The 24,196-nt window shown below is 61.5% G+C and carries 24 protein-coding genes; 11 read left to right on the top strand and 13 right to left on the bottom strand.

Annotation, left to right across the window (positions count from 1 at the left end):
* The first annotated feature begins 19 nt into the window (after positions 1 to 19).
* Positions 20 to 709, top strand: coding sequence for a glutathione S-transferase family protein (locus tag AC1DV9_RS19990; protein WP_477941940.1), 690 nt, complete (start codon positions 20 to 22; stop codon positions 707 to 709).
* 84 nt (positions 710 to 793) lie between these two features.
* On the top strand, positions 794 to 1,216 hold the full coding sequence (gene ndk / locus AC1DV9_RS19985; RefSeq protein ID WP_016553456.1) for a nucleoside-diphosphate kinase: 423 nt from the start codon (positions 794 to 796) through the stop codon (positions 1,214 to 1,216).
* A 112-nt stretch (positions 1,217 to 1,328) separates the two neighbouring features.
* Here the strand turns inward: ndk and AC1DV9_RS19980 are convergent, their stop codons facing one another.
* Together AC1DV9_RS19980 and AC1DV9_RS19975 are read right to left on the bottom strand one after the other, a co-directional pair.
* Positions 1,329 to 1,838 carry a hypothetical protein gene (locus AC1DV9_RS19980; RefSeq protein WP_477941941.1) on the bottom strand — a complete coding sequence of 170 codons (510 nt, stop codon included), beginning with the start codon at positions 1,836 to 1,838 and terminating at the stop codon, positions 1,329 to 1,331.
* On the bottom strand, positions 1,835 to 2,380 hold the full coding sequence (locus AC1DV9_RS19975; RefSeq protein WP_477942187.1) for a CGNR zinc finger domain-containing protein: 546 nt from the start codon (positions 2,378 to 2,380) through the stop codon (positions 1,835 to 1,837). The genes AC1DV9_RS19980 and AC1DV9_RS19975 overlap by 4 nt, the downstream gene beginning before the upstream one ends.
* Before the next feature lie 67 nt (positions 2,381 to 2,447).
* On the opposite strand from AC1DV9_RS19975, the gene AC1DV9_RS19970 reads away from it, so the two are divergent.
* Entirely contained in the window at positions 2,448 to 3,344 is an 897-nt protein-coding gene (locus AC1DV9_RS19970) for an ABC transporter permease subunit (RefSeq protein ID WP_477949793.1), read from the top strand.
* Between the two features lie 23 nt (positions 3,345 to 3,367).
* Here AC1DV9_RS19970 and AC1DV9_RS19965 read toward each other — a convergent pair whose 3' ends face one another.
* The 5 genes from AC1DV9_RS19965 to AC1DV9_RS19945 form a co-directional block, all read right to left on the bottom strand.
* Entirely contained in the window at positions 3,368 to 3,829 is a 462-nt protein-coding gene (locus AC1DV9_RS19965) for a molybdenum cofactor biosynthesis protein MoaE (RefSeq protein WP_477949792.1), read from the bottom strand.
* 240 nt (positions 3,830 to 4,069) lie between these two features.
* Complete coding sequence (gene moaD, locus AC1DV9_RS19960) at positions 4,070 to 4,324, bottom strand: molybdopterin converting factor subunit 1 (protein WP_310298185.1); 255 nt, start codon at positions 4,322 to 4,324, stop codon at positions 4,070 to 4,072.
* A complete protein-coding gene (gene pgsA, locus AC1DV9_RS19955) occupies positions 4,324 to 4,911 on the bottom strand; it encodes a CDP-diacylglycerol--glycerol-3-phosphate 3-phosphatidyltransferase (protein ID WP_112389555.1) in 588 nt (195 codons plus the stop codon). The genes moaD and pgsA overlap by 1 nt, the downstream gene beginning before the upstream one ends.
* A 110-nt stretch (positions 4,912 to 5,021) precedes the next feature.
* Positions 5,022 to 7,064: an excinuclease ABC subunit UvrC gene (uvrC, locus tag AC1DV9_RS19950; protein WP_477949791.1), complete on the bottom strand. Its 2,043-nt coding sequence runs from the start codon at positions 7,062 to 7,064 to the stop codon at positions 5,022 to 5,024.
* Positions 7,061 to 7,828: an SDR family oxidoreductase gene (locus AC1DV9_RS19945; RefSeq protein WP_477949790.1), complete on the bottom strand. Its 768-nt coding sequence runs from the start codon at positions 7,826 to 7,828 to the stop codon at positions 7,061 to 7,063. The genes uvrC and AC1DV9_RS19945 overlap by 4 nt, the downstream gene beginning before the upstream one ends.
* Positions 7,829 to 8,192: 364 nt before the next feature.
* Between AC1DV9_RS19945 and AC1DV9_RS19940 the strand changes: the two genes are divergently transcribed.
* The gene (locus AC1DV9_RS19940) at positions 8,193 to 8,828 is read left to right on the top strand and encodes an outer membrane protein (RefSeq protein WP_112389558.1); all 636 of its coding nucleotides are present in this window, start codon (positions 8,193 to 8,195) and stop codon (positions 8,826 to 8,828) included.
* Between the two features lie 58 nt (positions 8,829 to 8,886).
* On the opposite strand, the gene AC1DV9_RS19935 is transcribed toward AC1DV9_RS19940, so the two are convergent.
* A complete protein-coding gene (locus tag AC1DV9_RS19935; RefSeq protein WP_477949789.1) occupies positions 8,887 to 9,480 on the bottom strand; it encodes a glutathione S-transferase in 594 nt (197 codons plus the stop codon).
* 57 nt (positions 9,481 to 9,537) lie between these two features.
* Positions 9,538 to 10,407, bottom strand: coding sequence for a 23S rRNA (adenine(2030)-N(6))-methyltransferase RlmJ (locus tag AC1DV9_RS19930; protein WP_477949788.1), 870 nt, complete (start codon positions 10,405 to 10,407; stop codon positions 9,538 to 9,540).
* A gap of 83 nt (positions 10,408 to 10,490) precedes the next feature.
* Between AC1DV9_RS19930 and AC1DV9_RS19925 the strand changes: the two genes are divergently transcribed.
* From AC1DV9_RS19925 to AC1DV9_RS19915, 3 genes are all read left to right on the top strand, one after another.
* Entirely contained in the window at positions 10,491 to 12,614 is a 2,124-nt protein-coding gene (locus AC1DV9_RS19925) for a molybdopterin-containing oxidoreductase family protein (RefSeq protein ID WP_477949787.1), read from the top strand.
* Complete coding sequence (locus tag AC1DV9_RS19920) at positions 12,611 to 13,216, top strand: NUDIX domain-containing protein (RefSeq protein ID WP_477949786.1); 606 nt, start codon at positions 12,611 to 12,613, stop codon at positions 13,214 to 13,216. The genes AC1DV9_RS19925 and AC1DV9_RS19920 overlap by 4 nt, the downstream gene beginning before the upstream one ends.
* Before the next feature lie 88 nt (positions 13,217 to 13,304).
* Positions 13,305 to 14,474: an alpha-D-ribose 1-methylphosphonate 5-triphosphate diphosphatase gene (locus AC1DV9_RS19915; RefSeq protein WP_477949785.1), complete on the top strand. Its 1,170-nt coding sequence runs from the start codon at positions 13,305 to 13,307 to the stop codon at positions 14,472 to 14,474.
* A 266-nt stretch (positions 14,475 to 14,740) separates the two neighbouring features.
* On the opposite strand, the gene purN is transcribed toward AC1DV9_RS19915, so the two are convergent.
* Positions 14,741 to 15,400, bottom strand: a complete 660-nt coding sequence (gene purN / locus AC1DV9_RS19910) for a phosphoribosylglycinamide formyltransferase (protein ID WP_477949784.1) — start codon at positions 15,398 to 15,400, stop codon at positions 14,741 to 14,743.
* Positions 15,397 to 16,470, bottom strand: coding sequence for a phosphoribosylformylglycinamidine cyclo-ligase (gene purM, locus AC1DV9_RS19905; RefSeq protein WP_477949783.1), 1,074 nt, complete (start codon positions 16,468 to 16,470; stop codon positions 15,397 to 15,399). Before purM ends, purN begins: the two co-directional genes overlap by 4 nt.
* Before the next feature lie 242 nt (positions 16,471 to 16,712).
* Between purM and AC1DV9_RS19900 the strand changes: the two genes are divergently transcribed.
* The 4 genes from AC1DV9_RS19900 (at position 16,713) to ppx (ending at position 22,333) form a co-directional block, all read left to right on the top strand.
* On the top strand, positions 16,713 to 17,834 hold the full coding sequence (locus tag AC1DV9_RS19900; RefSeq protein ID WP_477941957.1) for an AI-2E family transporter: 1,122 nt from the start codon (positions 16,713 to 16,715) through the stop codon (positions 17,832 to 17,834).
* Positions 17,831 to 18,529: a DnaA regulatory inactivator HdaA gene (gene hdaA / locus AC1DV9_RS19895; RefSeq protein WP_477949782.1), complete on the top strand. Its 699-nt coding sequence runs from the start codon at positions 17,831 to 17,833 to the stop codon at positions 18,527 to 18,529. The genes AC1DV9_RS19900 and hdaA overlap by 4 nt, the downstream gene beginning before the upstream one ends.
* 65 nt (positions 18,530 to 18,594) lie before the next feature.
* Complete coding sequence (locus tag AC1DV9_RS19890) at positions 18,595 to 20,799, top strand: RNA degradosome polyphosphate kinase (RefSeq protein WP_112537497.1); 2,205 nt, start codon at positions 18,595 to 18,597, stop codon at positions 20,797 to 20,799.
* A 10-nt stretch (positions 20,800 to 20,809) separates the two neighbouring features.
* Positions 20,810 to 22,333, top strand: coding sequence for an exopolyphosphatase (gene ppx, locus AC1DV9_RS19885; protein WP_477949781.1), 1,524 nt, complete (start codon positions 20,810 to 20,812; stop codon positions 22,331 to 22,333).
* Positions 22,334 to 22,345: 12 nt separating this feature from the next.
* Here the strand turns inward: ppx and AC1DV9_RS19880 are convergent, their stop codons facing one another.
* Both AC1DV9_RS19880 and AC1DV9_RS19875 read right to left on the bottom strand, forming a co-directional pair.
* On the bottom strand, positions 22,346 to 23,020 hold the full coding sequence (locus AC1DV9_RS19880; RefSeq protein ID WP_477949780.1) for a glutathione S-transferase family protein: 675 nt from the start codon (positions 23,018 to 23,020) through the stop codon (positions 22,346 to 22,348).
* Positions 23,021 to 23,153: 133 nt separating this feature from the next.
* Positions 23,154 to 24,074, bottom strand: coding sequence for a LysR family transcriptional regulator (locus tag AC1DV9_RS19875; protein ID WP_477949779.1), 921 nt, complete (start codon positions 24,072 to 24,074; stop codon positions 23,154 to 23,156).
* Positions 24,075 to 24,196 lie beyond the last annotated feature (122 nt).

The following is a 24,196-nucleotide window of genomic DNA, read 5'->3' as shown; positions in this document are numbered from 1 at the left end:
TATTCACGAGAGGACGGCCATGACCCTTGCGCTCTATTCCCTCTGCGGCGCCCGGCCGCAGCATTTCTTCTCGCCGCATTGCTGGAAGGCGGTGATGGCGCTGGCGCACAAGGGGCTGGCATTCGACGAGATCCCGACGACCTATGCCGGCATCGTCAGGATCGGCGGCGGTTTCTCGCCGACCCTGCCGGTGCTCGATGACAACGGCCATCTGGTCTCCGACAGTTTTGCCATCGCGCTTTATCTCGAGGATGCCTATCCCGACCGGCCGCCGCTCTTCGGCGGCGAGGGCGGCAAGGCGCTGTCGCGGATGGTCGAAGGCTATTCGCAGATGGTGATCCACACGGCGATCATGAAGATGGCGCTGATGGACATTCACGGCGCGCTTGACGAAGGTGACAAGGCTTATTTCCGCCAAAGCCGCGAACAACGGCTTGGCCGGAAGCTTGAGGATGTCGTCGCGGAACGCGCCGCCGAAGAGGCGGCCTTTGCCGCCAAACTCGAGCCCATGCGCCACATGCTGAAGTTCCAGCCCTTCATCGGCGGCGAGAGCCCGCTCTTTGCCGATTACATCGTCTTCGGCGCCCTGCAGTGGCTGCGGGTGACGGCGGGATTGTCGATGCTATCAGCCGATGACCCGGTCGTCGCATGGCTCGATCGCTGCCTCGACCTGCATGGTGGCAGGGCACGCGGTGTGACAGCGGCGTGAAATTGCCGCGTCCCCCTTGTTTTCGGGAGTTGGGGCGGGTAAAGACCGCCCACTTTTCCCCGCTAAACCAGAGGATTTGACCCAATGGCGATTGAACGCACCTTTTCGATGATCAAGCCGGACGCAACTAAGCGCAACCTCACGGGCGCTATCACCAAGATGCTCGAAGATGCCGGCCTCCGCGTCGTCGCTTCCAAGCGCGTCTGGATGAGCAAGCGCGAAGCTGAAGGCTTCTACGCCGTTCACAAGGAACGCCCCTTCTTCGGCGAACTCGTCGAAGGCATGACCTCCGGCCCGACCATCGTTCAGGTTCTGGAAGGCGAAGGCGCCATCCTGAAGAACCGCGAAATCATGGGCGCGACCAACCCGGCAAACGCTGACGAAGGCACGATCCGCAAGGTTCACGCTCTCTCGATCGGCGAGAACTCGGTTCACGGCTCGGACGCTCCTGAGACCGCTGCCCAGGAAATCAAGTACTGGTTCTCCGACACCGAAATCGTCGGCTGAATCGGAATGTCAGCCTGAGGGCTGATGTGATTGAAATGACTCTCGAAGCCGGGGCTTTTGCTCCGGCTTTTTGTTTGGGCTGACGCGGCGAACTTGACGTCGTGCAAAGCTCTCAAGCCGCCGGGCACTTGTCCGTATTCGAATAATCCACCGTCCCGTCGGCCTTAAACACGTCCGGGTTCTTCGTGTAGAACGGCCCGACCACCAGCGGCTTGCTGGGCAGCATCGCCGCCTGATCGACATCGGAGACGAACTGCGTCTGCAGTTCCTGCAGCGTCTTGCCGTCGGCGGCCACCAGCTTGATCTTGGCGCCGTAATGCTTGTCCTTGCGCACGCAATGGATCGCCGGGCTCTGCAGCGTGATCTTGTCCCAGGCGGGGAAGATCTTCTCCTGCAGTACGATCGGATCGCCGCCCGCCGGGTTTTCAAATTCGGCGATCGCCACAGTGCCGTCAGGGATCGGCGAAGTCTTGCGCAGCGTCACCAGATAGGTGGCGGTCGCCACGCGGTAGTTGAAGACGAAGATGTGGCCGGATACCTCGACCATCTTCTCCATCTCGCGCTGGCAGCCTGCGATCAGCATTGCCGAAAGGCCGAGCGCGGCAATCGCGTTGATCTTCATGGCGTCTCCTCCTTCTTGCGCCGGTAGTGGCGGCTGGCCTTCGCCCGGTTGCCGCAGACGGTCATGTCGCACCAGGCGCGGCTTCTGTTCTTGCTGCGGTCGATGAACAGCCAGCCGCAGTTGCGGCAGATCTTCATTCTCTCGGGATCGGGCATGGCGATCAGCCGCAGCGCCGAATGCGCCGTCGCCGCGTCGAGCCCGCCGGGCGCAGCCCCGCGCAATGCGGCGGCAATCCGCTCGAGCAGATCGGCCAGAAGGCCATCATCATCCTCACCGGCCACGCGGCTGCGAAAATAGCGATCGCTAGCCTCGCGCAAGCCGATAAAGGCCGGGCGGTTCGCTGCTTTAACCGGCATCATATCACCTAACAGCGCCCGCTCGGCGCAAAACGCCGCCGCGGCGGCCGGAAAGCTGTCGAGCTGATCAGGCGTTGCGAAGCGATCGATGCTTTGTTCGGCGTCATGGCGCAGGATCACGCTGTTGGCGACATCAAGCGCGAGCGCGCCTCCGGAAAAGCGGTGCTGGGTCCATGTAAAGCTCATGATGAAAATATAACTGGTAAAAGCCATTTTGCCAGTTATTATTTTACGGGAAATCCGGAGGACTGGAATGGCCTATCTTCTGCAGCAGCTGGCGAATGCGGTGCCTCTTGCGGCACTCTACGCCGCGCTGGCCTTCGGCTATGCGATCGCCTTCGGCGTCACCAAGCGTGCTGACATCACCTATGGTGCGATGTTCGCCTTTGCCGGGCAGATGCTGCTGCTATTTACCGACTTTGCCTATAACCGCCTGTGGCTGATCCTGCCCGCGGCGCTGGCGATCGGCGTTGCCATGTCCTTCGTCTATTCGCTGCTGACCGGCTTCTGGATCGGCCGCAGCATCATGCAGCCGCTGGTGCGTCGTTCCGCCAACACCGTGATCGTCGCCGCGCTCGGTGTCACCATCCTGTTGATGGAAACGGCGCGGCTGGCATCGGAGACCCGCGAGATCTGGCTGCCGCCGCTGCTGAATGGTACCGTGGTGTTCTGGAGCGATGCGGCCTTCAAGGTGACGCTGACCTATATCCAGCTGGTCAATACCGGATTGATGATGCTGCTGATCGCGGTGGGAACGCTAATCCTGCGCCGCACATCGCTCGGGCGCATCTGGCGGGCTGTCACCGACGATCCCATGGCCGCAGAACTCGGCGGCACCAGCGCCAGCAAGGTATTCCTCGTCGCTTATGTCGCCGCTGCCTTCGTGGCGACGGTCTGCGGCATCCTCACCACCTTCTATTACGGCTCGATGGATTTCGGCGCCGGCCTGCTGTTCGGCCTAAAGGTGCTGATGATTTCGGCTGCAGGCGGCTATTCCGATCCGTTGAAATCGGCGGGCGGGGCGGCAGGCATCGGCTTTGCCGAAACCCTCTGGACGGCCTACGGCCCGTTCCTCTGGCGCGACTTCGTCGTCTTTTCGCTGCTGGTCTTCCTGTTGGTCATGAGCAGGCGCGAGCGGGCGATTCCCTAGAGCCGTTCAGGCAAGAAGCCCGGTCACTTCCACTTGTCGCGGGCGGCATCGTCACTGTCCTTGGCGGCGATCCATTCGCCTGTCTTGCCGTCCTTGCCATGCTCCTTCTTCCAGAAGGGAGCAGACGTCTTCAGGTAATCCATGACGAAATTGGCGCCGTCGAAGGCCGCTTGCCGATGCGGGGCGGCGGCGATGACGAGGACGATATTCTCACCGGCGGCGATCTTGCCGAAACGGTGAATGGCGGTCAGGCCCTTGAGGGCGAAGCGCTCGATCGCGAGATTGGCGATGCGGAGCATCTCGGCCTCGGCCATGCCGGGGTAATGTTCCAGCTCCAGCGCCGACAGCGTTCCCCCTTCGTCGCGGCAGAGGCCGGTGAAGGTGACGATGGCGCCGATGCCGGGTTTGCCCTTGGAGAGCAGGTCGAGCTCGCGCTGCAGGACGAAGTCTTCGCGCTGGACGCGGATGGTGGGGGAGGTGGTCATTAGTGCAGTTCTCGCCTTGATCCGCTGGGCTCGCCAGATTCTCCCTCATTCCTGTGCTTGTCACAGGAATCCAGCCACCGCGCGTCTGCGCGGTGAATGACTCCGAACGAAGACAAATGTCTCTCGCGCCCAAGGACTTGGGCGCACTGGATTCCTGTGACAAGCACAGGAATGAGGGGGAGATTGGGGTGTGCGATCCTGCCCATCATCAGCTTTCCGGGTGCGAGCAGTCGTCGCTTCTCACCCACCCGTCATCGGCGGAAAGATCCCGATCTCGCGGGGCGTGCCGATCGGTTCGTCGTGCTCCACATGCTCCTGGTCGAGCGCCACGCGGATGACGTTTTCATATTGAAGCGCGGTCTCATACTCTTCGCCCAAGCCTTTCAGATGACTCAGAAGATCGGCGACGGTGACGACGGAGGCGGGGAGGTCGATCTCTTCTTCGCTCTTGCCGATCCGCTCGCGCACCCAGGCGAAATAGACGAGACGCGTCATCACTCTTCGTCCACGATATGCTTCAGGCCGGCGCGGAAATAATCGTAGCCGGTATAGATCGTCAGGATGGCGGCGACCCAGAGAAGGCCGATGCCGATCTGCGTCGTGTAGGGCAGCACGGCGTCACCGGCCGGGCCCGCCAGCAGGAAGGCGATGGCGACCAGCTGCAAGGTGGTCTTCCACTTGGCGATCCGCGTCACGGGAACGCTGACCTTCAACGCGGCCAGATATTCGCGCAGCCCGGAGACCAGGATTTCGCGGCAGAGAATGATGATCGCCGCCCAGATAGACCAGCCGGCAATCGTGCCGTCGGCGGCAACCAGCAGCAGGATCGAGGCGACCAGCAGCTTGTCGGCGATTGGATCGAGCATGCGGCCGATATTCGACGTCTGGTTCCAGATGCGCGCCAGATAGCCATCGAGGAAGTCGGTGACCGAGGCGATGACGAAGATCCAGAAGGCGACCCAGCGGGCGAGATCCGAGCTCTGCAGCCGTCCCTCGACGAAGAAGCAGATGACGATCAGCGGCACCGCAAGAATGCGTCCGTAGGTCAGCAGGTTCGGGATATTGTATGCGCGCGATGCCATGAATCTGTTCTCTGAAATGATGTGCCCGTAGATGACGGCTTTGGCCCTCGACCGTCAACATTCTTTCTGGTTTTCGCTGTCCTTTGCGTGGAATTTGCGACCGTGACGGCCTATTTCGCGGCGTCGTCGTGAAAATGATTGTAGACCACCTTCGCGACGGCCTCCGAAATGCCCTCGACCGCCATCAGATCGGAAAGCGCGGCGCGCGAGACGGCCTTGGCCGTACCGAAATGCTGCAGCAGCGCGCGTTTGCGCGAAGGCCCGATGCCACCGATTTCGTCCAGCGGGTTCTTGACCATCTCCTTCTTGCGCCGCGCCCGGTGCGAACCGATCGCGAAGCGGTGCGCCTCGTCGCGCATGCGCTGGATGAAATAGAGCACCGGATCACGCGGCGGCAGCGAGAAGCTTTCCTTGCCCGGCGGAAAGAAGCGTTCGCGGCCGGCTTCGCGGTCGACACCCTTGGCCACGCCGATGGCGATCACGCTGTCGGTGATGCCGAGTTCTTCGAGGATCGCCCTGACAGCCGTCATCTGCCCCTGACCGCCGTCGATCAGGATAACGTCGGGCCAGGCCGGGAAGGGCATGTCGGCGGCGTCGATCCCTGCGGCAACGGGCTGCGAACGATCAGGAATCCCTTCTTCCTTGATCAGCCGCGAGAAGCGGCGCGTCATCACTTCCTTCATCATCCCGAAGTCGTCGCCGGGCGTGATGTCGGTCGATTTGATATTGAACTTCCGGTACTGGTTCTTCACGAAACCCTCAGGCCCCGCGACCACCATGCCGCCAACGGCATTGGTGCCCATGATATGCGAGTTGTCGTAGATCTCGACGCGCTGCGGCACATAGGGAAGGTTGAAGGTGGTCTTGAAGCCATCGAGCAGCCGTGACTGCGATGCGGTTTCGGCGAGCTTGCGCCCATGCGCCTCGCGGGCATTGCCGACGACGTGATCGACCAGATCGCGCTTCTCGCCGCGCTGCGGCACGAGGATCGAGACCTTGTGCCCGGCCTTCTCGCCGAGTGCGGCGGACAGGAGCTCCATCTCATCGACGGTTTCCGACAGCATGATCTGTTTCGGTACCGGCTTGTCGTCGTAGAACTGCGCCAGGAACGCGCTCAGCACTTCGGCGCTGGTCAGCTGCGGGTCGGCCTTCGGGAAATAGGCGCGGTTGCCCCAGTTCTGTCCGGTGCGGAAGAAGAACACCTGGATGCAGGAAATCCCGCCTTCGTGGTGGATGGCGAAGACATCGGCCTCGTCGACACCGGCCGGGTTGATGCCCTGGTGGCTGGAGACATGCGATAGCGAGGCGAGGCGATCGCGATAGACGGCGGCGCGCTCGAAATCGAGATCCTCGGCGGCGGCGTTCATGGCCTCCGCCATATGCGCCTTCACCTTCTGGCTTTTGCCGGAGAGAAAGTCCTTCGCCTCCTGCACCAGCTCACCATAACCGGCATCGCTGATCTCGTGGGTGCAGGGACCCGAACAGCGCTTGATCTGGTAGAGCAGACAGGGGCGGGTGCGCGTCTCGAAGACGCTGTCGGTACAGGTGCGGATCAGGAAGGCGCGCTGCAGCGAGTTGATCGTCCGGCCAACGGCGCCGGCAGAAGCGAAGGGGCCGAAATACTCGCCCTTGCGGGCACGCGCGCCGCGATGCTTGAAGATCGCCGGTGCCCGGTGATCGCCGGTGATCAGGATATAGGGAAACGACTTGTCGTCGCGCAACAGCACATTAAAGCGCGGCCGCAAGCGCTTGATCAGATTCGCTTCGAGAAGCAGCGCCTCGATTTCGGTGCGGGTTGTCACGAATTCCATATGGGCCGTCTGGCGGACCATCTGGGCGATGCGGTTCGAGTGGACGCGCCCCATCGCATAATTGCTGACGCGCTTCTTCAGGCTGCGCGCCTTGCCGACATAGAGGACGTCGCCATCGGCATTGAACATGCGATAGACACCGGGGCTGTTCGGCAACCGCTTGACGAACTCGCCGATCAGCTCCTGGCCGATCAGGCCGGTCTCGTTGATCCCGCCCTCGTTCCAGTCGATCCCGGCAGAAATCTGCGCGGCGGAAGGTTCACCCTCCACCTCGATATCGTCATCCGTTTCGTCGATCTCATCATAAAGAACACCGCCATCCGGCAGCTTCTTGGCATTCATTCCTTGATCTCCAGCACGTCGGGCGTCTGCCACGCGAGATGCTGGCCGCCGTCGAGTGCAATCATCTGGCCTGTGACCGAGGGCGTTTCGAACAGAAAACGAATCGTTCTTCCGAATTCCTCCAGTTCAGGACCCCTCTTCAAGATAAGGGCTGCGACCTGCGCTTGGAAGTCTTCTTGCAGCTGACGCTCGCTTGGAATCGACGGTCCAGGCCCGATGGCATTGACCCGGATGCGCGGCGCCAGCGCCTGCGCCATGGTTTGCGTCGCCGTCCAGAGAGCCGATTTCGACAGCGTATAGGAGTAGAAGCTCGGCCTGAGCGCCCAGACGCGCTGATCGATGATGTTGACGATCAGCCCATCGGCAGACTGCGGCAGCTGCTCGGCGAATTTCGCGGAGAGAATCGACGGCGCCCTGAGATGGACGGCAAAATGCTCTTCCCAAATGCCGGCATCGAAGGTCCGCAGCGAATCCTCGTGGAAAATCGAGGCGTTGTTGACGAGCAGATCGAGTGGTCCAAGCGCGTCGGACGCCTTCTGTATCAGCTTTTCCGTCTCATTTATTTTTGTGAGGTCGCCCTGGACCGCAACGGCCCGACGACCACTTTGCCGCAATTCCGCCGCAAACTCCTCCGCCTCGGCGAGCGAGCCGTTGGCATGGATGGCAACCGAAAAGCCGTTATCTGCCAAATCCTTGGCAATGGCGCGTCCTATTCTTTTGGCTGCACCCGTTATCAGGGCTGCCCTAAGTCTCTTCTCGCTCAAAAGCTTGCCTTCTTAACCCGTGAGTCTAGGTGCTTCCTATATAGGGGCGGGTACACATTAGATAAATAGGGTGCCGCGATTGCGTTGTGGGTGGTGATATTCTATGTATTATTTGAGAATATAGATCCATAAAATAAGTATTCATGATTTAACCATTCGTTATGGTTAACAAACAGTCTGTTGCGCTATAGCAACATCGAATTTCAGCCACCCCGCCGCCACAATCATTTCACAATTTGGCTCTTTCAAATCCGCAATTGGGCTCCACTTTCACCCTCGATCCGAGAGGGACATCTAGTAATTGCTCGCGAATGCTTCGGTGTAAAACAGTTGACGAAGAGCGCGAGACTGAAAGGAGACAAGTATGCGTACACTCATTGCTAGCCTGATGGCTTCTGCCTTCGTCGTAGCCGGCTTCACCGCTGCAAACGCTGCCGATGCAGTTGACCAGGTCCCGGAAGCTCCGGTAGCCCAGAACGAGCCGGTTACCCCGGCCGGTAACTGGGAAGGCTTCTACCTCGGCGGTGCAGGCACCTACAACATGGGTGACTTCAACAACAGCCGCAACGGCTACGCCATGGGCGGTCAGCTGTACACGGGCTACAACTGGCAGGCTGGCCAGATCGTTTACGGTGTTGAAGCCGACCTCGGCTATTCCGGCCTTGATCACTCGGCTGGCGGCATCACCGAAAAGAACCGTTTCAACGGCTCCGTTCGTGGCCGCGTCGGTTACGACCTGAACCCCTTCCTGCTGTACGGCACGGCCGGTCTGGCTGCGACCAACAACAAGGTTAGCGGTCTCGGCGACTCCGATAGCAAGATGGCTTACGGCTACACCGTCGGCGTTGGTGCAGAAGCTTTCGTCACGAGCAACATCACGGCTCGCGTCGAATACCGCTTCAGCGACTACCAGGACAAGGACTACAATCTGGGCGGCACGAACGTATCGCGCGGCTACGACGAACAGAGCGTCAAGGTCGGTATCGGCGTGAAGTTCTAATCCAGATCATCTGATCAACGAAAAAGCCGGGGTTTTGCCTCGGCTTTTTTGTGTCTGGTTATTGCGGCTTGAAATCGGAATAGGTGGGGAATTTCTTCTCGAATGTCCTCAGCCAGCCGATCAGTTCCGAATGATCGGCCTCCCACTGTCCCTTGAAGCGCAGATCGAGATAGCCGATCGTCGCGGCAAGAGCGAAATGGCCGCCATGCAGCTTCTTGCCAAGTTTCGGAGGATGGGCGCTGATATGGTTCAGGCCGCTGACGGCCTTCTTCCACTGCCGGTCGATCCAGGGCTGGTGGATTTTTTCCTCATCGCGGAAGCGGCGCTCATAGACGATCGCGAGCAGGCAGTCGCAGATCCCGTCGCAGAGCGCTTCAAGAATCTCGGCCTCTGTGCGCTTGCCGTTCTTTTCCGGATAGAGCTTCCGTTTCTTCAGCCGGTGGAAATAGTGCATGATGGCGACGCTGTCGAAAACCGACGTGCCATCGTCTGTCAAAAGGGTAGGGATCTTTCCGAGCGGATTGTTATCGACGAGGATCGCCGGACCGGCATTGGTGTCGACCCGAATCTCGGTGACATCGAGCTCGAGATAATGCGCCGCCATGCGCACCTTGCTGGAGTAGGGCGATGTCGTGGCGCAAAGAAGCTTCATGTTTCACCTGTGAAAATGCATTGGCGCGGCGGACTATTCCGCACGCTGCCGTCATGGTCAATCGTTTGCGACAGCCTTCTCTTCACCGCGAAGCCAGAAGGCACGGTGCGACGCATAGCGGTCCTGAGCCATGATATCCTTGAGGGCAGGGAGCATGCGGTGCAGCTCGTCCTTCAGCGTGAACGGCGGATTGACGATGATCAGCCCCGAGCCGGTCAACCCGGTGATGCCGCGGTCGCTGCGCACGCTGAGTTCGGCGCAGAGAATCTTCGGAATGCCGGTCGCCTGCAGTGCCTCGTGGAATTCCTTGACCGGTGCGCCCTTCTTCAGCGGGTACCACAGGCAGTAGGTTCCGCCCGGAAAACGGCGATAGCCCTTGACCAGTCCATCGACCAGCCGGTCGTATTCGCCATCCTCTTCGAAGGGCGGATCGACCAGAACCATGCCGCGCTTTTCCTTCGGCGGCAGATGCCCGCCGAGCGACAGCCAGCCGTCGAGCTCGGTGATGCGAACATGATGATCGCCCTCGAAGAGGCGGTGCAGCCGCGCGAAATCTTCGGGATGCAGCTCCATCGCCGACAACCGGTCCTGCGGCCGGAACAGCATGCGCGAAAGCTTCGGCGAACCGGGATAATAGCGGATACCGCCGTCAGGATTGAGCTCGCGAACCGCCGAGAGATAAGGCTCCAGCAATTCGGCGACCTGCGGATCCAGATCGGCTTCCATGAGTTTGCCGATGCCGGTCTGCCATTCGCCGGTCTTCTGCGCCTCTTCAGAAGACAGGTCGTAAAGACCGATGCCGCCATGCGTATCGAGCACGCGGAAGGCGGCGTCCTTCTTCTGCAGATAGCGGATCAGCCGGGCCTGAACGGCGTGTTTCAGCACATCGGCAAAATTGCCCGCATGATAGATATGGCGGTAGTTCATCGTTGCTGATGCCTGTCATGAATTCGCCTGATCGGCGCACTTTCCGGCTTTTGGCCGCTTTCCGGTTGGCATATAGAAATCACATGAACATTGCGACCCCCATTCACGCCAAATCCCGGGTCGGGCACACCGCCTGTCCCCATGACTGTCCCTCCACCTGCGCGCTGGAGGTCGATATCACGGACGACGGCCGTATCGGGCGCGTGCGCGGCGCGGGCGATCACAGCTACACGTCGGGCGTCATCTGCGCCAAGGTGGCGCGCTATGCGGAGCGGCTCTATCATCCCGACAGACTGATGCACCCGCAGCGCCGCAAGGGCGCCAAGGGGGCAGGGAGCTGGCAGCAGATTTCCTGGGACGACGCGCTGGATGAAATCGCCAATGCCTTCGTCAAGGCGGAAGCCAGGCACGGCAGCGAAGCGGTCTGGCCCTATTTCTATGCCGGGACCATGGGCTGGGTGCAGCGCGATTCGATCGAGCGCCTGCGCCACGCCAAGCGCTATTCCGGCTTCTTCTCGTCGATCTGCACCAATCCCGCTTGGACCGGCTTCACCATGGCAACCGGCACGCTGCGCGGCCCGGATCCCCGCGAGATGGCCCGCACCGATTGCGTCGTTATCTGGGGCACCAATGCGGTCGCGACGCAGGTCAACGTCATGACCCACGCCATCAAGTCGCGCAAGGAACGCGGCGCCAAGATCGTCGTCGTCGATATCTACGACAACCCGACGATGAAGCAGGCCGATATGGCGCTGATCGTCAGACCGGGCACCGATGCGGCACTCGCCTGCGCCGTCATGCACGTCGCCTTCCGCGACGGCTATGCCGACCGTGGCTATATGGCGAAGTATGCCGATGACCCAGACGGTCTAGAAGCGCATCTGAAGACCAAGACGCCGGAATGGGCGGCTGCGATCACTGGTCTCTCCGTCGACGAGATCGAGGCGTTCGCGGCCCTCGTCGGCCAGACCAGGAAGACCTTCTTCCGCCTCGGCTACGGCTTCACCCGCCAGCGCAACGGCGCGGTCGCCATGCATGCGGCGGCCTCGATCGCCACCGTGCTCGGCTCCTGGCAATATGAGGGCGGCGGCGCCTTCCATTCGAACAGCGATATCTTCCGCATGAACAACGCGGAACTCACCGGCAAGTCGATGAAGGATGCGGATATCCGCATGATCGACCAGTCGCAGATTGGCCGGGCGCTGACCGGCGACGCCGTGGCGCTTCGCCATCGCGGACCTGTCACGGCGATGCTGATCCAGAACACAAACCCGGTGAACATCGCCCCGGAACAGCGCCTCGTGAAGCAGGGCTTTGCCCGCGACGATCTCTTTGTTGCCGTCCACGAGCAGTTCATGACAGATACCGCCGAGATGGCCGATATCGTCATCCCCGCCACGATGTTCGTCGAACACGACGACATCTACCGCGCCGGCGGCCAGAACCACATCCTGCTCGGCCCCAAGCTGGTCGAGCCGCCGGAAACCGTGCGCAGCAACCTCTTCGTCATCGAGGAGCTTGCCAAGCGACTCGGCGTCTCCGATCGCCCGGGCTTCGGCTTCACGGCGCGTGACATGGTCGATCGCGTTCTCAAGGACAGCGATCTTCCCGATTACGACTATTTCCTCGAACACAAGTGGTTCGACCGTCAGCCGGATTTCGACGACGCCCATTTCCTGAATGGTTTCGCCCATGCCGACAGAAAGTTTCATTTCCGTCCGGACTGGGTGAACGGCGCCGCACCGAACAAGCCGCCAGCAGCCGTCGGCGCCCTTGGCCCGCACGAGGAGCTGCCGCAATTTCCGGATCAGGTCGATGTCATCGAACTGGCCGACGCCGAGCATCCGTTCCGGCTCGCCACCTCTCCAGCCCGCAACTTCCTGAATTCGAGCTTCGCCGAGACCAAGACCTTGCGGCAGAAGGAGGGACGCCCGGAACTGATGGTCAATCCTGAGGATGCGCTGGCACATGGCTTGGAAGCCGGTGATCTCGTCCGTATCGGCAACACCAGAGGCGACCTGCGTATCCACGTGAAGGTCACCGAGGAAGTGAAGCCCGGCGTTCTGATCGCCGAGGGACTGTGGCCGAACAAGGCACATGTCGACGGCGAGGGCATCAATGTCCTGACCGGCGCCGATCCTGTTGCGCCCTATGGCGGTGCTGCCGTCCACGACAACAAGGTCTGGCTACGCAAGGACGCCGCATGACGAAATTCGAGAAGGCTGGCGCGAAAATCGTCAGCGAGACCGTGCTCTCGCGGGGCTGGACCAAGCTCAGCGCGTACAAGATCGACTACACGGACTCGGAAGGCGTCACCCAGCGCCTCGACCGCGAGGTCTATCACCGAACGCCCGCCGCAACGATCCTGCTCCATGATCCCAAACGCGGCACCGTCGTGCTCGTGCGCCAATACCGCCTGCCGCCGGATCTCCACAGCGAGGCGCCCTTCCTGTTTGAAGCCCCGGCCGGGCTTCTGGATGGCGACGAACCGGAAGCGGCGATCCGCCGCGAAGCGATGGAAGAGACCGGCTTTCAGGTCCGCGACGTCCGGTTCCTGTTCAAGGCCTATAGCTCTCCCGGTTCCAACAGCGAAGTAGTGCACTTCTTCGCCGCCCGGATCGACACGACGGACCGCGTTTCCGATGGCGGCGGGCTGGCGGAGGAGCATGAAGATATCGAAGTGCTGGAAATCCCGCTCGACGACGCCCTGGCGATGATTGGAAGCGGCGAAATTTTGGATATGAAGACGATCATCCTGCTGCAATGGGCAGCGATGAACAGAGAGAACGTAGCGTTAGCCGGAAAATAATGGCGCGCTCCGGCGTTTCATCCGCCTGTCACGAATCCGGCCTATGCGCTGCGGTTTGTCCCCGCCTTGCCCCAATCAGGAGAAAACCATGTGGCTCAGTAATTTCACGCTCGTCCTTCCCGGTGAAATCATCAGCCAAGGCTCGGTGCGGGTCGAGGATGGCGTCATCGCCGAAATTCGCGACGAGGCTGTCGCGGGTGCTGCCATCGATGGCGGCGGACGGTTCCTGATGCCGGGTTTCGTCGATCTGCATGGCGACATGATCGAGCGCGAGATCGCGCCGCGCCCGAACGCGATGATGCCGATCGATTTCGGTATTCATGAACTCGACAAGAAGCTCGCAGCCGCCGGCGTCACCACGGCCTATGCGGCGATCTCCTTTGCCAGCGAAAGTGTCTATGGCCACGTCCGTTCGCTGGAAACAACCTCCGCCGTCATCGAAGGCATCAACCGGCTGCGTAATTCGCTGCTGATCGACCACAAGGTTCACGCCCGCTACGAGATCACCAATGTCGGCGCTGCTCCAGCGCTGGAGAAGCTGCTCGCCGCCGATCAGGTCGACATGGTGTCGCTGACCGACCACACGCCGGGGCAGGGGCAATACAACAATATCGAAGCCTATGTCACCAGCATGTCGGAGCGCCGCGCCATCACCAGGGAAATGGCGCTCGAAGTCGTCCAGAAGCGCATCGCCATGCGCGAGGATCCGGCAATCGACGTCAAGCTGCGCGAGATCGTCGCGCTGTCGCTGCGCCACAAGTTGTCCCTCGCCTCTCATGACGACGACAGCGCCGCCAAGGTCGCCGAAATGCATGATCTCGGCGTCACGATCAGCGAATTCCCGGTGACGCTCGATGCCGCTGAAGAAGCCCGCCGCCGCGGCCTCTGGACACTCATGGGTGCGCCGAATGCGCTGCGCGGTCAGTCGATGTCGGGCAATCTGAGCGCGCTCGATGCCGCCAAGGCGGGCCTCCTGTCGGTCATCGCCGCCGACTACCATCCGGCCGCCTTTGTCCCCGGCATCTTCAAGATCGCCGACGCGATGGAAGGCAATCTGCCGGCAGCGGTTGCCATGGCAACGTCGAACGCGGCCCGTTCGGCGGGCCTTCTGGATCGCGGCGAGATCGCCATCGGCCAGCGCGCCGATCTGGTGGTGGTGGAGAAGGGCGATGTCCACCGCATTCGCGCCACGTTCCGGGCGGGGCGGTTCGTCTATAGCGACGGGACGCTGCATCCGCTTCAGGCGATCGCGGCCTGAGGGTCTGCAGCAGGCCTCCCGACAGGTGAAGAAGGGCGCCTTATCCAGAGGCGCTCACTCCACTCGCACCCTCATTCCTGTGCTTGTCACAGGAATCCAGTGCGCCCCAGTCCTGGGGCGCGGGAGACTATTTTGAAGGGTAGTGAGTCATTCACCGCGCGGACGCGCGGTGGCTAGATTCCTGTGACAAGCACAGGAATGAGGGAAGAGGCGGGAGCATTGGCGCAAAAGTAGCTGCCGTGTGAGACTAAGCCTCCGCCAATCCATCAAATCAGCGAAATCACCCGATCTGTCCCCGCCGAAGCCGTACTACCGTTGCCGACAGCCTTGCCGCCTTCCATCCGCACCTTGCCCTCGGCAAACAGGCGGAGCGCCTGCGGATAGAGCTGGTGTTCGACGGTCAGCACGCGGCCGGCCAGAGCATCTGCCGTATCGCCCGAAAGTACCGGTACGGCTGCCTGACCGATCACCGGGCCTTCGTCCATGCCTTCAGTGACGAAATGCACGGTACATCCTGCAATCCGCATGCCGGCGTCGATGGCGCGCTGGTGGGTGTGGAGGCCCGGGAAGAGCGGCAGCAGCGAAGGGTGGATGTTGATCATCCGGCCCTCGTAACGCTGGATGAAGGTGGCGCTCAAAAGGCGCATGTAACCGGCGAGGCAGAGGATATCAGGGGACAGCGTGTCGAGGGCTTCGAAGATCGCCGCCTCGTGGGCTTCCTTGCTGGCATAGTCCTTGCGCACGAAAGCGAAGGTGGGGATGCCCTCGGCGGCGGCCTTGGCGAGACCGCCCGCATCCGCCTTGTCTGAGATGACGCCGACGATCTCGGCCGGAAAGTCCGCAGCCTTGGCGGCCGCGACCAGCGCCATCATGTTGGAGCCGCTGCCGGAAATGAAGACAACAGCGCGTTTGCGCGGTGTGCTCATAGGCCGAGCGTACCCTTGTATTGCGTGCCGGTGGCACCGTCGGCGCGGGCAATCATCCGGCCGAGAACGACGATCTTTTCGCCTTCGGCTTCGAGGGCCTTGGTGACGGCTTCGACGTTTTCAGGCGAGACAACGGCGATCATGCCGATGCCGCAGTTGAAGGTGCGCAGCATTTCCTTGGCTTCGACGCCGCCGGTCTTGGCGAGCCATGAGAAGACGGCCGGAACTTTCACGGCAGACAGGTCGATCTCGGCGGCCAGATGCTTCGGCAGCACGCGCGGAATATTCTCGGGGAAGCCGCCGCCGGTGATGTGGGCGAGCGCCTTGATCGCCTTGGTCTCGCGGATCGCCTTCAGGAGCGGCTTCACATAGATGCGGGTCGGGGTCAGCAGCGCTTCGCCGAGCTTCTTGCCTTCGGCAAAGGGTGCCGGTGCATCCCAGCCGAGGCCGGAGAGTTCGACGATCTTGCGCACCAGCGAGAAGCCGTTGGAATGGACGCCCGAGGAGGCGAGGCCGAGAATGATATCGCCTTCGGCAATGTCGCCCGCCGGAAGCAGTTCGCCGCGCTCGGCAGCACCGACGGCAAAGCCTGCAAGGTCATAGTCGCCGGAGGAATACATGCCCGGCATTTCGGCGGTTTCGCCGCCGATCAGCGCACAGCCTGCGTCGCGGCAGCCGGCGGCAATGCCTTCGACGATCGCCGCACCCTGGTTCGGGTCGAGCTTGCCGGTGGCGAAATAGTCGAGGAAGAACAGCGGCTCGGCGCCCTGGACGACGAGGTCGTTGACGCACATGGCGACGAGGTCGATGCCGACGGTGTCGTGATAGTCGGCGTCGATGGCGATCTTCAGCTTGGTGCCGACGCCGTCATTGGCGGCAACGAGAACCGGATCCTTGAAGCCTGCGGCCTTGAGATCGAAGAGACCGCCGAAGCCGCCGATCTCGCCGTCGGCGCCCGGGCGGCGCGTCGAGCGCACGGCGGGCTTGATCTTCTCCACCATCAGGTTGCCGGCATCGATATCGACGCCCGCATCGCTATAGGTCAGGCCGTTTTTTCCAGACTGGCTCATGCTGATCTCCGATGGCTGGTTCAGGCGGGATTTAACCCTGTGTCACATGCGGGTCGCAATTGCATGAGAGTGCGCTTTATGCAAGGCGGTGCATGGAGAAAAGCCCCAATTTCCCGCTCTTTTCATAGGCGCGGCGCGGTTTTTCGGCAGCAGGGTTGACCATCTTCCGGGCCGCATCCTATGTGCTTCAAAGGCGGTCGCTGCCAAGATCGCGCCGCGATGCGGGATGAACGGGGTAATCGATGCCAAATCAGGTCAGCGGTACGAGTCTGAAGCGCCAGGTCTTCTTCTGGCTCGGCGTGCTCGTTTTCTTCATCCTCTTCCTGCTGGTTTTCAGCTCCATCCTGCTGCCGTTCCTGGCGGGCATGGCGATCGCCTATTTCCTGGATCCGGTCGCCGACAGGCTGCAGAAGATCGGCCTCAGCCGCATGATGGCGACGGTCGTCATTCTCGTGTCCTTCGTTCTGGTCATCGTCGTGGCGCTGATGACGCTGATCCCGATCCTGGCCAGCCAGTTCACCGACTTCGCCGGCAAATTCCCGGGCTATATCGATCAGCTGCAGCAGTTCATCACCACCTCGCAGAATTCATTGCTACCTGATTGGATCAAGAGCCAGCTCGGCACCATCAAAAACAATTTCTCCGAGATCCTGTCGCAGGGCGTCGGCTTCATGACCGGCCTTTTCGCGCAGATCTGGAGCTCCGGTCTCGCCGTCGTCAACCTAATCTCGCTGCTGATCGTCACGCCCGTCGTCGCCTTCTACATGCTGCTCGACTGGGACCGCATGGTGGCGCAGATCGACCGCTATATCCCGCGCGATTACGTCGCCAACGTCCATCAGATCGCCCGCGAGATCGATCAGGCGATTGCCGGGTTCATTCGCGGGCAGGGCTCGCTCTGCCTGATCCTCGGCATCTATTATGCCGTCGGTCTGTCGCTGGTCGGCCTGAATTTCGGCTTGCTGATCGGCCTCTTCGCCGGGATGATCAGCTTCATCCCTTACGTCGGCTCGATGCTCGGCCTGCTGATTGCCGTCGGCGTCGCCATCGTACAATTCTGGCCGGACTATATCTGGGTCGGCGCCGTGCTGGCGGTCTTCTTCAGCGGCCAGTTCCTCGAAGGCAATATCCTGCAGCCGAAGCTCGTCGGCCACAGCGTCGGCCTGCATCCGGTCTGGCTGATGTTCGCGCTCTTTGCCTTCGGTGCGCTGTTCGGCTTCGTCGGCCTGCTGATTGCCGTACCGGCCGCTGCCGCCGTCGGCGTTCTTGTCCGCTTCGCGCTGTCGCGCTACCTTGAGAGCGATCTTTATGCGGGTCAGTCGAAGCCATCTGTTATCCGCAAGTCCAAAGCCGACACGAAATGAACGACGTAAAGCGCAAGGCGGGAGAGCAGCTTCCGCTGGTCTTTTCTCATGATACCGCAAGCGGGCGTGACGATCTCCTGATCTCCGACCGGCTGAGCGCCGCCGTCACCATCGTCGATGCCTGGCCGCAATGGCCGTCGCCGGTCGTCATCCTCGCCGGTCCGGTCGGCTCCGGGAAATCGCATCTGGCGACCATCTGGAAAGAGCATAGCAACGCCACCAGCATTCATCCGAAGGCCGGGGCGCAGGCGGCGATCGCGGCCGCCAATGGTCCGGTGCTGTTCGAGGACGTCGATCGCGAAGGCTTCGACGATACCGAGCTCTTCCATGTCATCAACAGCGTGCGCGAAAACGGCCACAGCCTGATGATGACGAGCCGCCTCTGGCCGATGTCCTGGCCGGTGGAGCTTGCCGATCTGCGCTCGCGGCTGAAGGCGGCGACCGTCGTCGAGATCGGCGAACCCGATGAAGAGCTGCTGTCGCAGGTCATCGTCAAGCTGTTTGCCGACCGCCAGCTTAATATAGATGACAAACTCGTGCTCTATATCGTCAACAGGATGGAACGCTCGCTGAATGCCGCCCAGACGATCGTCGAGCGGCTCGACCGGCTGGCCTGGTCGCGGGGGACTAAGATCACCCGGGCGATGGCGGCTGAAGTATTGAATGAATTGGGAAATTCAGGCCCGCTCGATTGACTGTCACAGTTCCGTCGTGAAACTGATATAATTCGCAGGGACGAATAAACGGGACGGACCGACATATGGACAGTGCAGTTGCCGAGCATCAGGAACCGAAGCCGGAAGCGCCGTCCGCCGTCCCCCCGCTGGAAGAGTTGCTCTCAAGCCCGGAGCGCTTCATCAACCGTGAATTCTCCTGGCTGCAGTTCAATCGCCGCGTCCTTGAAGAAACGCTGAATACCGAGCATCCGCTGCTGGAGCGCGTCCGCTTCCTTTCGATCTCGGCCGCCAACCTCGACGAATTTTTCATGGTCCGGGTTGCAGGCCTGGAGGCGCAGGTCCGCCAGAACATCGCGGTCCGCACGCCCGACGGCAAGACGCCGGCCGAGCAGCTGGACGCCATCCTGCAGGAAATCGACAATCTGCAGATGGAGCAGCAGGCCTCGCTCGCGGTGCTTCAGCAATATCTGGCCCGCGAAGACATCCTGATCGTCCGCCCGGGCGCGCTGAGCGACGTTGATCGCCAGTGGCTGGCGACCGAATTCGAACAGGCGATCTTCCCGGTGCTGACGCCGCTGTCGATCGACCCGGCGCATCCGTTCCCGTTCATTCCGAACCTCGGCTTCTCGATCGGCTTGCAGCTGACCAGCAAGCATGGCCGCGAGCCGATGACGGCGCTGCTGCGCCTGCCGCCGGCGCTCGACCGCTTCGTCCGCCTGCCCGATGACGGCAACACCATCCGCTACATCACGCTCGAAGACGTCGCGAACATCTTTATCCACCGGCTCTACCCGGGATATGAGGTGCAGGGTTCTGGTACCTTCCGCATCATCAGAGACAGCGATATCGAAGTCGAGGAAGAAGCTGAAGACCTTGTGCGCTTCTTTGAGACGGCGCTGAAGCGCCGCCGCCGCGGCAAGGCGATCCGTATCGAGACCGATTCCGAAATGCCGCCTTCGCTCCGCCAATTCGTCGTCCAGGCGATGGCAGTTCCCGACAATCGCGTCGCCGTTCTTCCAGGTCTCCTGGCGCTGAACACGCTGTCGGAGATCACCAAGGCGCCGCGCGACGATCTCCGTTTTCAACCTTACAACGCCCGATTTCCCGAGCGCGTCCGCGAACATGCCGGTGATTGCTTCGCCGCCATCCGCGAAAAGGACATGGTGGTCCACCATCCTTACGAGTCTTTCGACGTGGTCGTCCAGTTCCTGCTCCAGGCTGCGCGCGATCCTGACGTCCTGGCGATAAAGCAGACGCTCTATCGCACCTCCAACGACAGCCCGATCGTGCGCGCACTGATCGATGCCGCCGAATCCGGCAAGTCGGTGACAGCGCTGGTCGAGCTCAAGGCGCGTTTCGACGAGGAAGCCAACATCCGTTGGGCCCGCGACCTCGAACGCGCCGGCGTGCAGGTCGTCTTCGGCTTCATCGAATTGAAGACCCATTCGAAGATGTCGCTGGTCGTACGCCGTGAGGAGGGCAAGCTGCGCAGCTACTGCCATCTCGGCACCGGCAACTATCACCCGATCACCGCGAAGATCTACACCGACCTGTCGTTCTTCACCTGCAATCCCGTCATCGCCCATGACATGGCGAACATCTTCAATTTCATCACCGGCTATGGTGAGCCGGAAGAGAGCATGAAGCTCGCGGTCTCGCCCTATACGCTACGCTCGCGCATCCTGCGTCACATCGACGAAGAGATCATGCACGCCAGAAACGGCGCCCCGGCGGCGATCTGGATGAAGATGAATGCGCTTGTCGACCCCGAGATCATCGACGCGCTCTATACGGCAAGCCATGCCGGCGTCGAGATCGATCTTGTCGTGCGCGGCATCTGCTGCCTGCGGCCGCAGGTGCCGGGTCTGTCGGAAAATATCCGTGTCAAATCGATCGTCGGACGCTTCCTGGAGCACAGCCGCATCTTCTGCTTCGGCAACGGTTACGGCCTGCCGTCGGACAAGGCGCTGGTCTATATCGGCTCGGCCGACATGATGCCGCGCAATCTCGACCGACGCGTCGAAACGCTGGTGCCACTCACCAATCCGACTGTGCATGAACAGGTTCTGTCCCAGATCATGCTGGGCAATATCATTGACAATCAGCAAAGCTACGAGATATTGCCCGACGGAACGTCCAGGCGCATGGAGGTGCGCAAGGGCGAGGAGCCGTTCAACGCGCAGCAGTATTTCATGACAAACCCCAGCCTTTCCGGCCGCGGTGAAGCGTTGAAATCCAGTGCGCCCAAGCTGATCGCCGGTCTGCTTTCCGGCCGGACCAAGAGATAACTGGACCTGCATGGTTGAATCAGAAGCCCAGGGGCGCCTGCCAGGCATAGCCCCGGTCTCCGTCGTCGATATCGGATCGAACTCGATCCGCGTGGTGATCTACGAAGGCATGTCCCGCTCGCCGGCGATCCTTTTCAATGAAAAGGTGCTGTGCGGCCTCGGCAAAGGCATCGCGCTGACCGGCAAGATGGATGAGCAGAGCGTCGAACGGGCGCTTGCCGCCCTTCATCGCTTCAAGGCTCTCTCCGATCAGGCGCGTGCGGCGACGATGTACGTGCTGGCGACGGCTGCGGCCCGCGAGGCGTCCAACGGTCCCGATTTCATCCACAAGGCCGAAACCATTCTGAAGCGCAAGGTGCGCGTTCTCTCCGGCGAGGAAGAGGCCCGCTTCTCCGCGCTCGGCATCATCAGCGGCTTCTTCCATCCCGATGGTATCGCCGGCGACCTCGGCGGCGGCTCGCTCGAGCTCATCGATATCAGGGAGCGCGAGATCGGCAAGGGTATTACCCTGCCGCTCGGTGGCCTTCGTCTGTCGGAATATGCCGGCGGCTCGCTCGACAAGGCGCGCGCCTTCGCGCGCAAGCATGTCCGCAGCGCCGGGAAGATCCTCGAAAAGGGGGCAGGCCGGACCTTTTATGCCGTCGGCGGCACATGGCGAAACATCGCCAAGCTGCATATGGAGCTCAGCCAATATCCGCTGCACATGATGCAGGGATACGAGGTGACACTCGAAGGCATGATGCAGTTTCTCGATCAGGTGGAAGTGGCAAGGGACAGCAAGGATCCGGCTTTCCAGGCCGTGTCCAAACACCGCCGCGCGCTTTTGCCCTTCGGCGCCGTGGCGATGAAGGAAGTGTTGAGCGCCATGAAGCCCTCGATCATTTCCTTCTCGGCGCAGGGCGTGCGCGAAGGCTATCTCTATTCGCTGCTGTCCGAAGGCGAACGCCGTGCCGATCCGCTGCTGGCGGCCGCAGGCGAACTTGCGATCCTGCGCGCCCGCTCGCCGGAACATGCCCGCGAGCTTGCCGAATGGACCGGCCGGATGATCCCGTCCTTCGGGATTTCGGAGACGGAGGAAGAGGGGCGCTACCGCCAGGCCGCCTGTCTGCTCGCCGATATAAGCTGGCGCGCCCATCCCGATTACCGTGGCCTTCAGGCGCTGAACCTGATCGCCCATTCCTCCTTTGTCGGTATCAGCCATCCGGGCAGAGCCTTCATCGCGCTCACCAACTACTACCGCTTCGAAGGCTTGCATGACGATGGCTCGACCGCGCCGCTGGCGAAGATCGCCGGCCCGCAATTCGTCGAGCGTGCCAAGCTGCTCGGCGGCCTGCTCAGGGTCGTCTATCTGTTCTCGGCATCGATGCCCGGCGTCGTGAAGAACCTGCATTTCCGCAAGTCTTCACAGCCGGATGTCGATATCGAGCTGGTCGTCCCGCACGATTATCACGACTTCACCGGCGAACGCCTCGAAGGCCGCCTGCAGCAGCTGTCGAAGCTGACCAACAAGCGGCTGGCTTTCGTTTTCGAGTAGGCGCCTGGACGGTTACGCCGCGTTCTGCGGGAAGAGGGCGCGGCGGGTTTCCTCATCCAGCGTATGCTTGAAGCTATGGTCCTCTTTCATCGCCAGCGCCCGCTGCACGGCTGGCCGCTCCGCCATGTGCTGCATGAACCGCGCGACGTGCGGGTAGTCTTCAAGCCCTCTCTCGCCAAACACGTAACCGGCCGAAGCCGCCCAGCCCCAGAGGGCCATGTCGGCGATCGTGTATTCGTCGCCGGCGAGCCAGGGCGATTGCGAAAGTCTGGCGTCGAAGACGCGGTAGTGCCGCTCCAGTTCCTTGACGTAGCGGTTCTTCGCATAGGGCAGATCTTCCGGCGCGTAGTGCAGGAAGTGGATCGCCTGTCCCGAGAAGGGCGAGAGGCCGGTCGCCACCAGCTGCAGCCATGACAGCATCGTTGCCTTGCCGCCGATGCCGACTGGAATGAAGCGGCCGTGCTTTTCCGCGAGATACAGCAGGATGGCATGCGAATCGACGACCGTGCCCCCGTCATCGACGAGAGCGGGAACCTTGGCGTTGGGATTGATCTTCAGAAATGCCGGCGCGTGCTGCTCGCCCTTGAAGATATCGACCGGGCGGACGGTGAAGGCAAGGTTCAGTTCTTGCAGCAGAACCGCGACCTTCATCGAGTTCGGTGTCGCATGGAAATAGAAATCAAGCATCAGAAATCCTCATAAGCGCTGATCGCAACCTTCGACGATGGAAGGTTCAGGCTGAAGATGCCGATGCCCGGGACGTCTTACCAATCGATCCGGTGGATCGCACCTAGCGCCGGGATAGATGCCTTTCGGACATTCACGTGCCGCCTTTCCGCGAGACGCTCATCACCATCTTGCGCAGCCACATATGGGCGGGGTCGGTGCGCATCTTCGGGTGCCAGAAAACATTCATGCTGAAGGGGGACAGCGCGACCGGCGGCTCGAACAGGTCGAGCGATTGCGTGAAGCGCTGGAGGAACCGCAGCGGCAATGTGCAGATGCAATCGGTGCTGGCGAGCACGAGAGGCGCCATTGCATAGCTCTGAACCGATACCGAAACATGGCGCTCCCGGCCGATTTCCGCCAGCGCGTTATCGATCATTCCGGTAAAATGGCCGCCGGTCGTCGAGATCAGCAGGTGATCGAGGCGGCAGAACTCGTCGAGACCAAGCTCTCCCGCGCCGCGCGGATGACCGCGCCGCTGGGCGGTCATGAACTTCTCTTCGAACAATGTGCTTGATATCAGCTCGTTGGAGCCATCCTCTGCGGCCCCGACGAACAGGTCGATCTCGCCCTGTTCCAGCAGCCGGGCAATCCTCGACTTGTCGGGCAGGGTAAAGGCGATCTTCACCTCAGGCGCGTGCGCTTTGATCAGCGGAATGAGATCGGGCGCCAGGATTGCCGCCGGATTGTCGGTTGCGGCGATCCGGAAGACGCGCTTGCTCGTCAGGGGATCGAAGAGGTGGGCGGTGTTGACGAAGTCCTCGAAGCGCTCCAGCAGCCGCGCCAGCTCCGGCTGAAGGGCGATCGCGTGCGGCGTCGGGGTCATGCCGCGGCCGGAAATAGACGGAATGAACAGCGGATCGTTCAGCAGGTGCCGCAAGCGAGTCAATCGTGCCGAGAGCGCCGATTGGCTGATATTCAGCCGGACCGCCGCATGGGTGACATTCGGCTCCTTGAGAAGCGCATCGAGCGTCATCAGCAGCCCGGAATCGAAATCGGAAATTCGCTGGCTCAATCACATGCTCCCTGATCACGGTCACTGCCGTTCAATATAGGAGCGAGACACGTTGTCATAGGTGGATTGCCGTCCGCTTCGCGGGCGGGTCTTCGGCCGGTATCGGGAGACCGGCCGAGACT

It is taken from the genome of Rhizobium sp. 01L410 (genome assembly GCF_056400165.1).
This window is presented reverse-complemented; position numbering and strand designations above follow the sequence as displayed.

Bases quoted from the DNA above. Each gene is read 5' to 3' on its own strand.
- AC1DV9_RS19980 (WP_477941941.1), bottom strand. From the start codon at position 1,838: ATGAAGATCAACGCGATTGCCGCGCTCGGCCTTTCGGCAATGCTGATC.
- AC1DV9_RS19920 (WP_477949786.1), top strand. From the start codon at position 12,611: ATGACGAAATTCGAGAAGGCTGGCGCGAAAATCGTCAGCGAGACCGTG.
- ndk (WP_016553456.1), top strand. From the start codon at position 794: ATGGCGATTGAACGCACCTTTTCGATGATCAAGCCGGACGCAACTAAG.
- uvrC (WP_477949791.1), bottom strand. From the start codon at position 7,064: ATGAATGCCAAGAAGCTGCCGGATGGCGGTGTTCTTTATGATGAGATC.
- AC1DV9_RS19935 (WP_477949789.1), bottom strand. From the start codon at position 9,480: ATGAAGCTTCTTTGCGCCACGACATCGCCCTACTCCAGCAAGGTGCGC.
- AC1DV9_RS19965 (WP_477949792.1), bottom strand. From the start codon at position 3,829: ATGACCACCTCCCCCACCATCCGCGTCCAGCGCGAAGACTTCGTCCTG.
- AC1DV9_RS19990 (WP_477941940.1), top strand. From the start codon at position 20: ATGACCCTTGCGCTCTATTCCCTCTGCGGCGCCCGGCCGCAGCATTTC.
- AC1DV9_RS19940 (WP_112389558.1), top strand. From the start codon at position 8,193: ATGCGTACACTCATTGCTAGCCTGATGGCTTCTGCCTTCGTCGTAGCC.
- AC1DV9_RS19915 (WP_477949785.1), top strand. From the start codon at position 13,305: ATGTGGCTCAGTAATTTCACGCTCGTCCTTCCCGGTGAAATCATCAGC.
- AC1DV9_RS19925 (WP_477949787.1), top strand. From the start codon at position 10,491: ATGAACATTGCGACCCCCATTCACGCCAAATCCCGGGTCGGGCACACC.
- pgsA (WP_112389555.1), bottom strand. From the start codon at position 4,911: ATGGCATCGCGCGCATACAATATCCCGAACCTGCTGACCTACGGACGC.
- ppx (WP_477949781.1), top strand. From the start codon at position 20,810: ATGGTTGAATCAGAAGCCCAGGGGCGCCTGCCAGGCATAGCCCCGGTC.
- AC1DV9_RS19880 (WP_477949780.1), bottom strand. From the start codon at position 23,020: ATGCTTGATTTCTATTTCCATGCGACACCGAACTCGATGAAGGTCGCG.
- AC1DV9_RS19970 (WP_477949793.1), top strand. From the start codon at position 2,448: ATGGCCTATCTTCTGCAGCAGCTGGCGAATGCGGTGCCTCTTGCGGCA.
- AC1DV9_RS19930 (WP_477949788.1), bottom strand. From the start codon at position 10,407: ATGAACTACCGCCATATCTATCATGCGGGCAATTTTGCCGATGTGCTG.
- AC1DV9_RS19975 (WP_477942187.1), bottom strand. From the start codon at position 2,380: ATGAGCTTTACATGGACCCAGCACCGCTTTTCCGGAGGCGCGCTCGCG.
- purM (WP_477949783.1), bottom strand. From the start codon at position 16,470: ATGAGCCAGTCTGGAAAAAACGGCCTGACCTATAGCGATGCGGGCGTC.
- moaD (WP_310298185.1), bottom strand. From the start codon at position 4,324: ATGACGCGTCTCGTCTATTTCGCCTGGGTGCGCGAGCGGATCGGCAAG.
- AC1DV9_RS19890 (WP_112537497.1), top strand. From the start codon at position 18,595: ATGGACAGTGCAGTTGCCGAGCATCAGGAACCGAAGCCGGAAGCGCCG.
- purN (WP_477949784.1), bottom strand. From the start codon at position 15,400: ATGAGCACACCGCGCAAACGCGCTGTTGTCTTCATTTCCGGCAGCGGC.
- hdaA (WP_477949782.1), top strand. From the start codon at position 17,831: ATGAACGACGTAAAGCGCAAGGCGGGAGAGCAGCTTCCGCTGGTCTTT.
- AC1DV9_RS19900 (WP_477941957.1), top strand. From the start codon at position 16,713: ATGCCAAATCAGGTCAGCGGTACGAGTCTGAAGCGCCAGGTCTTCTTC.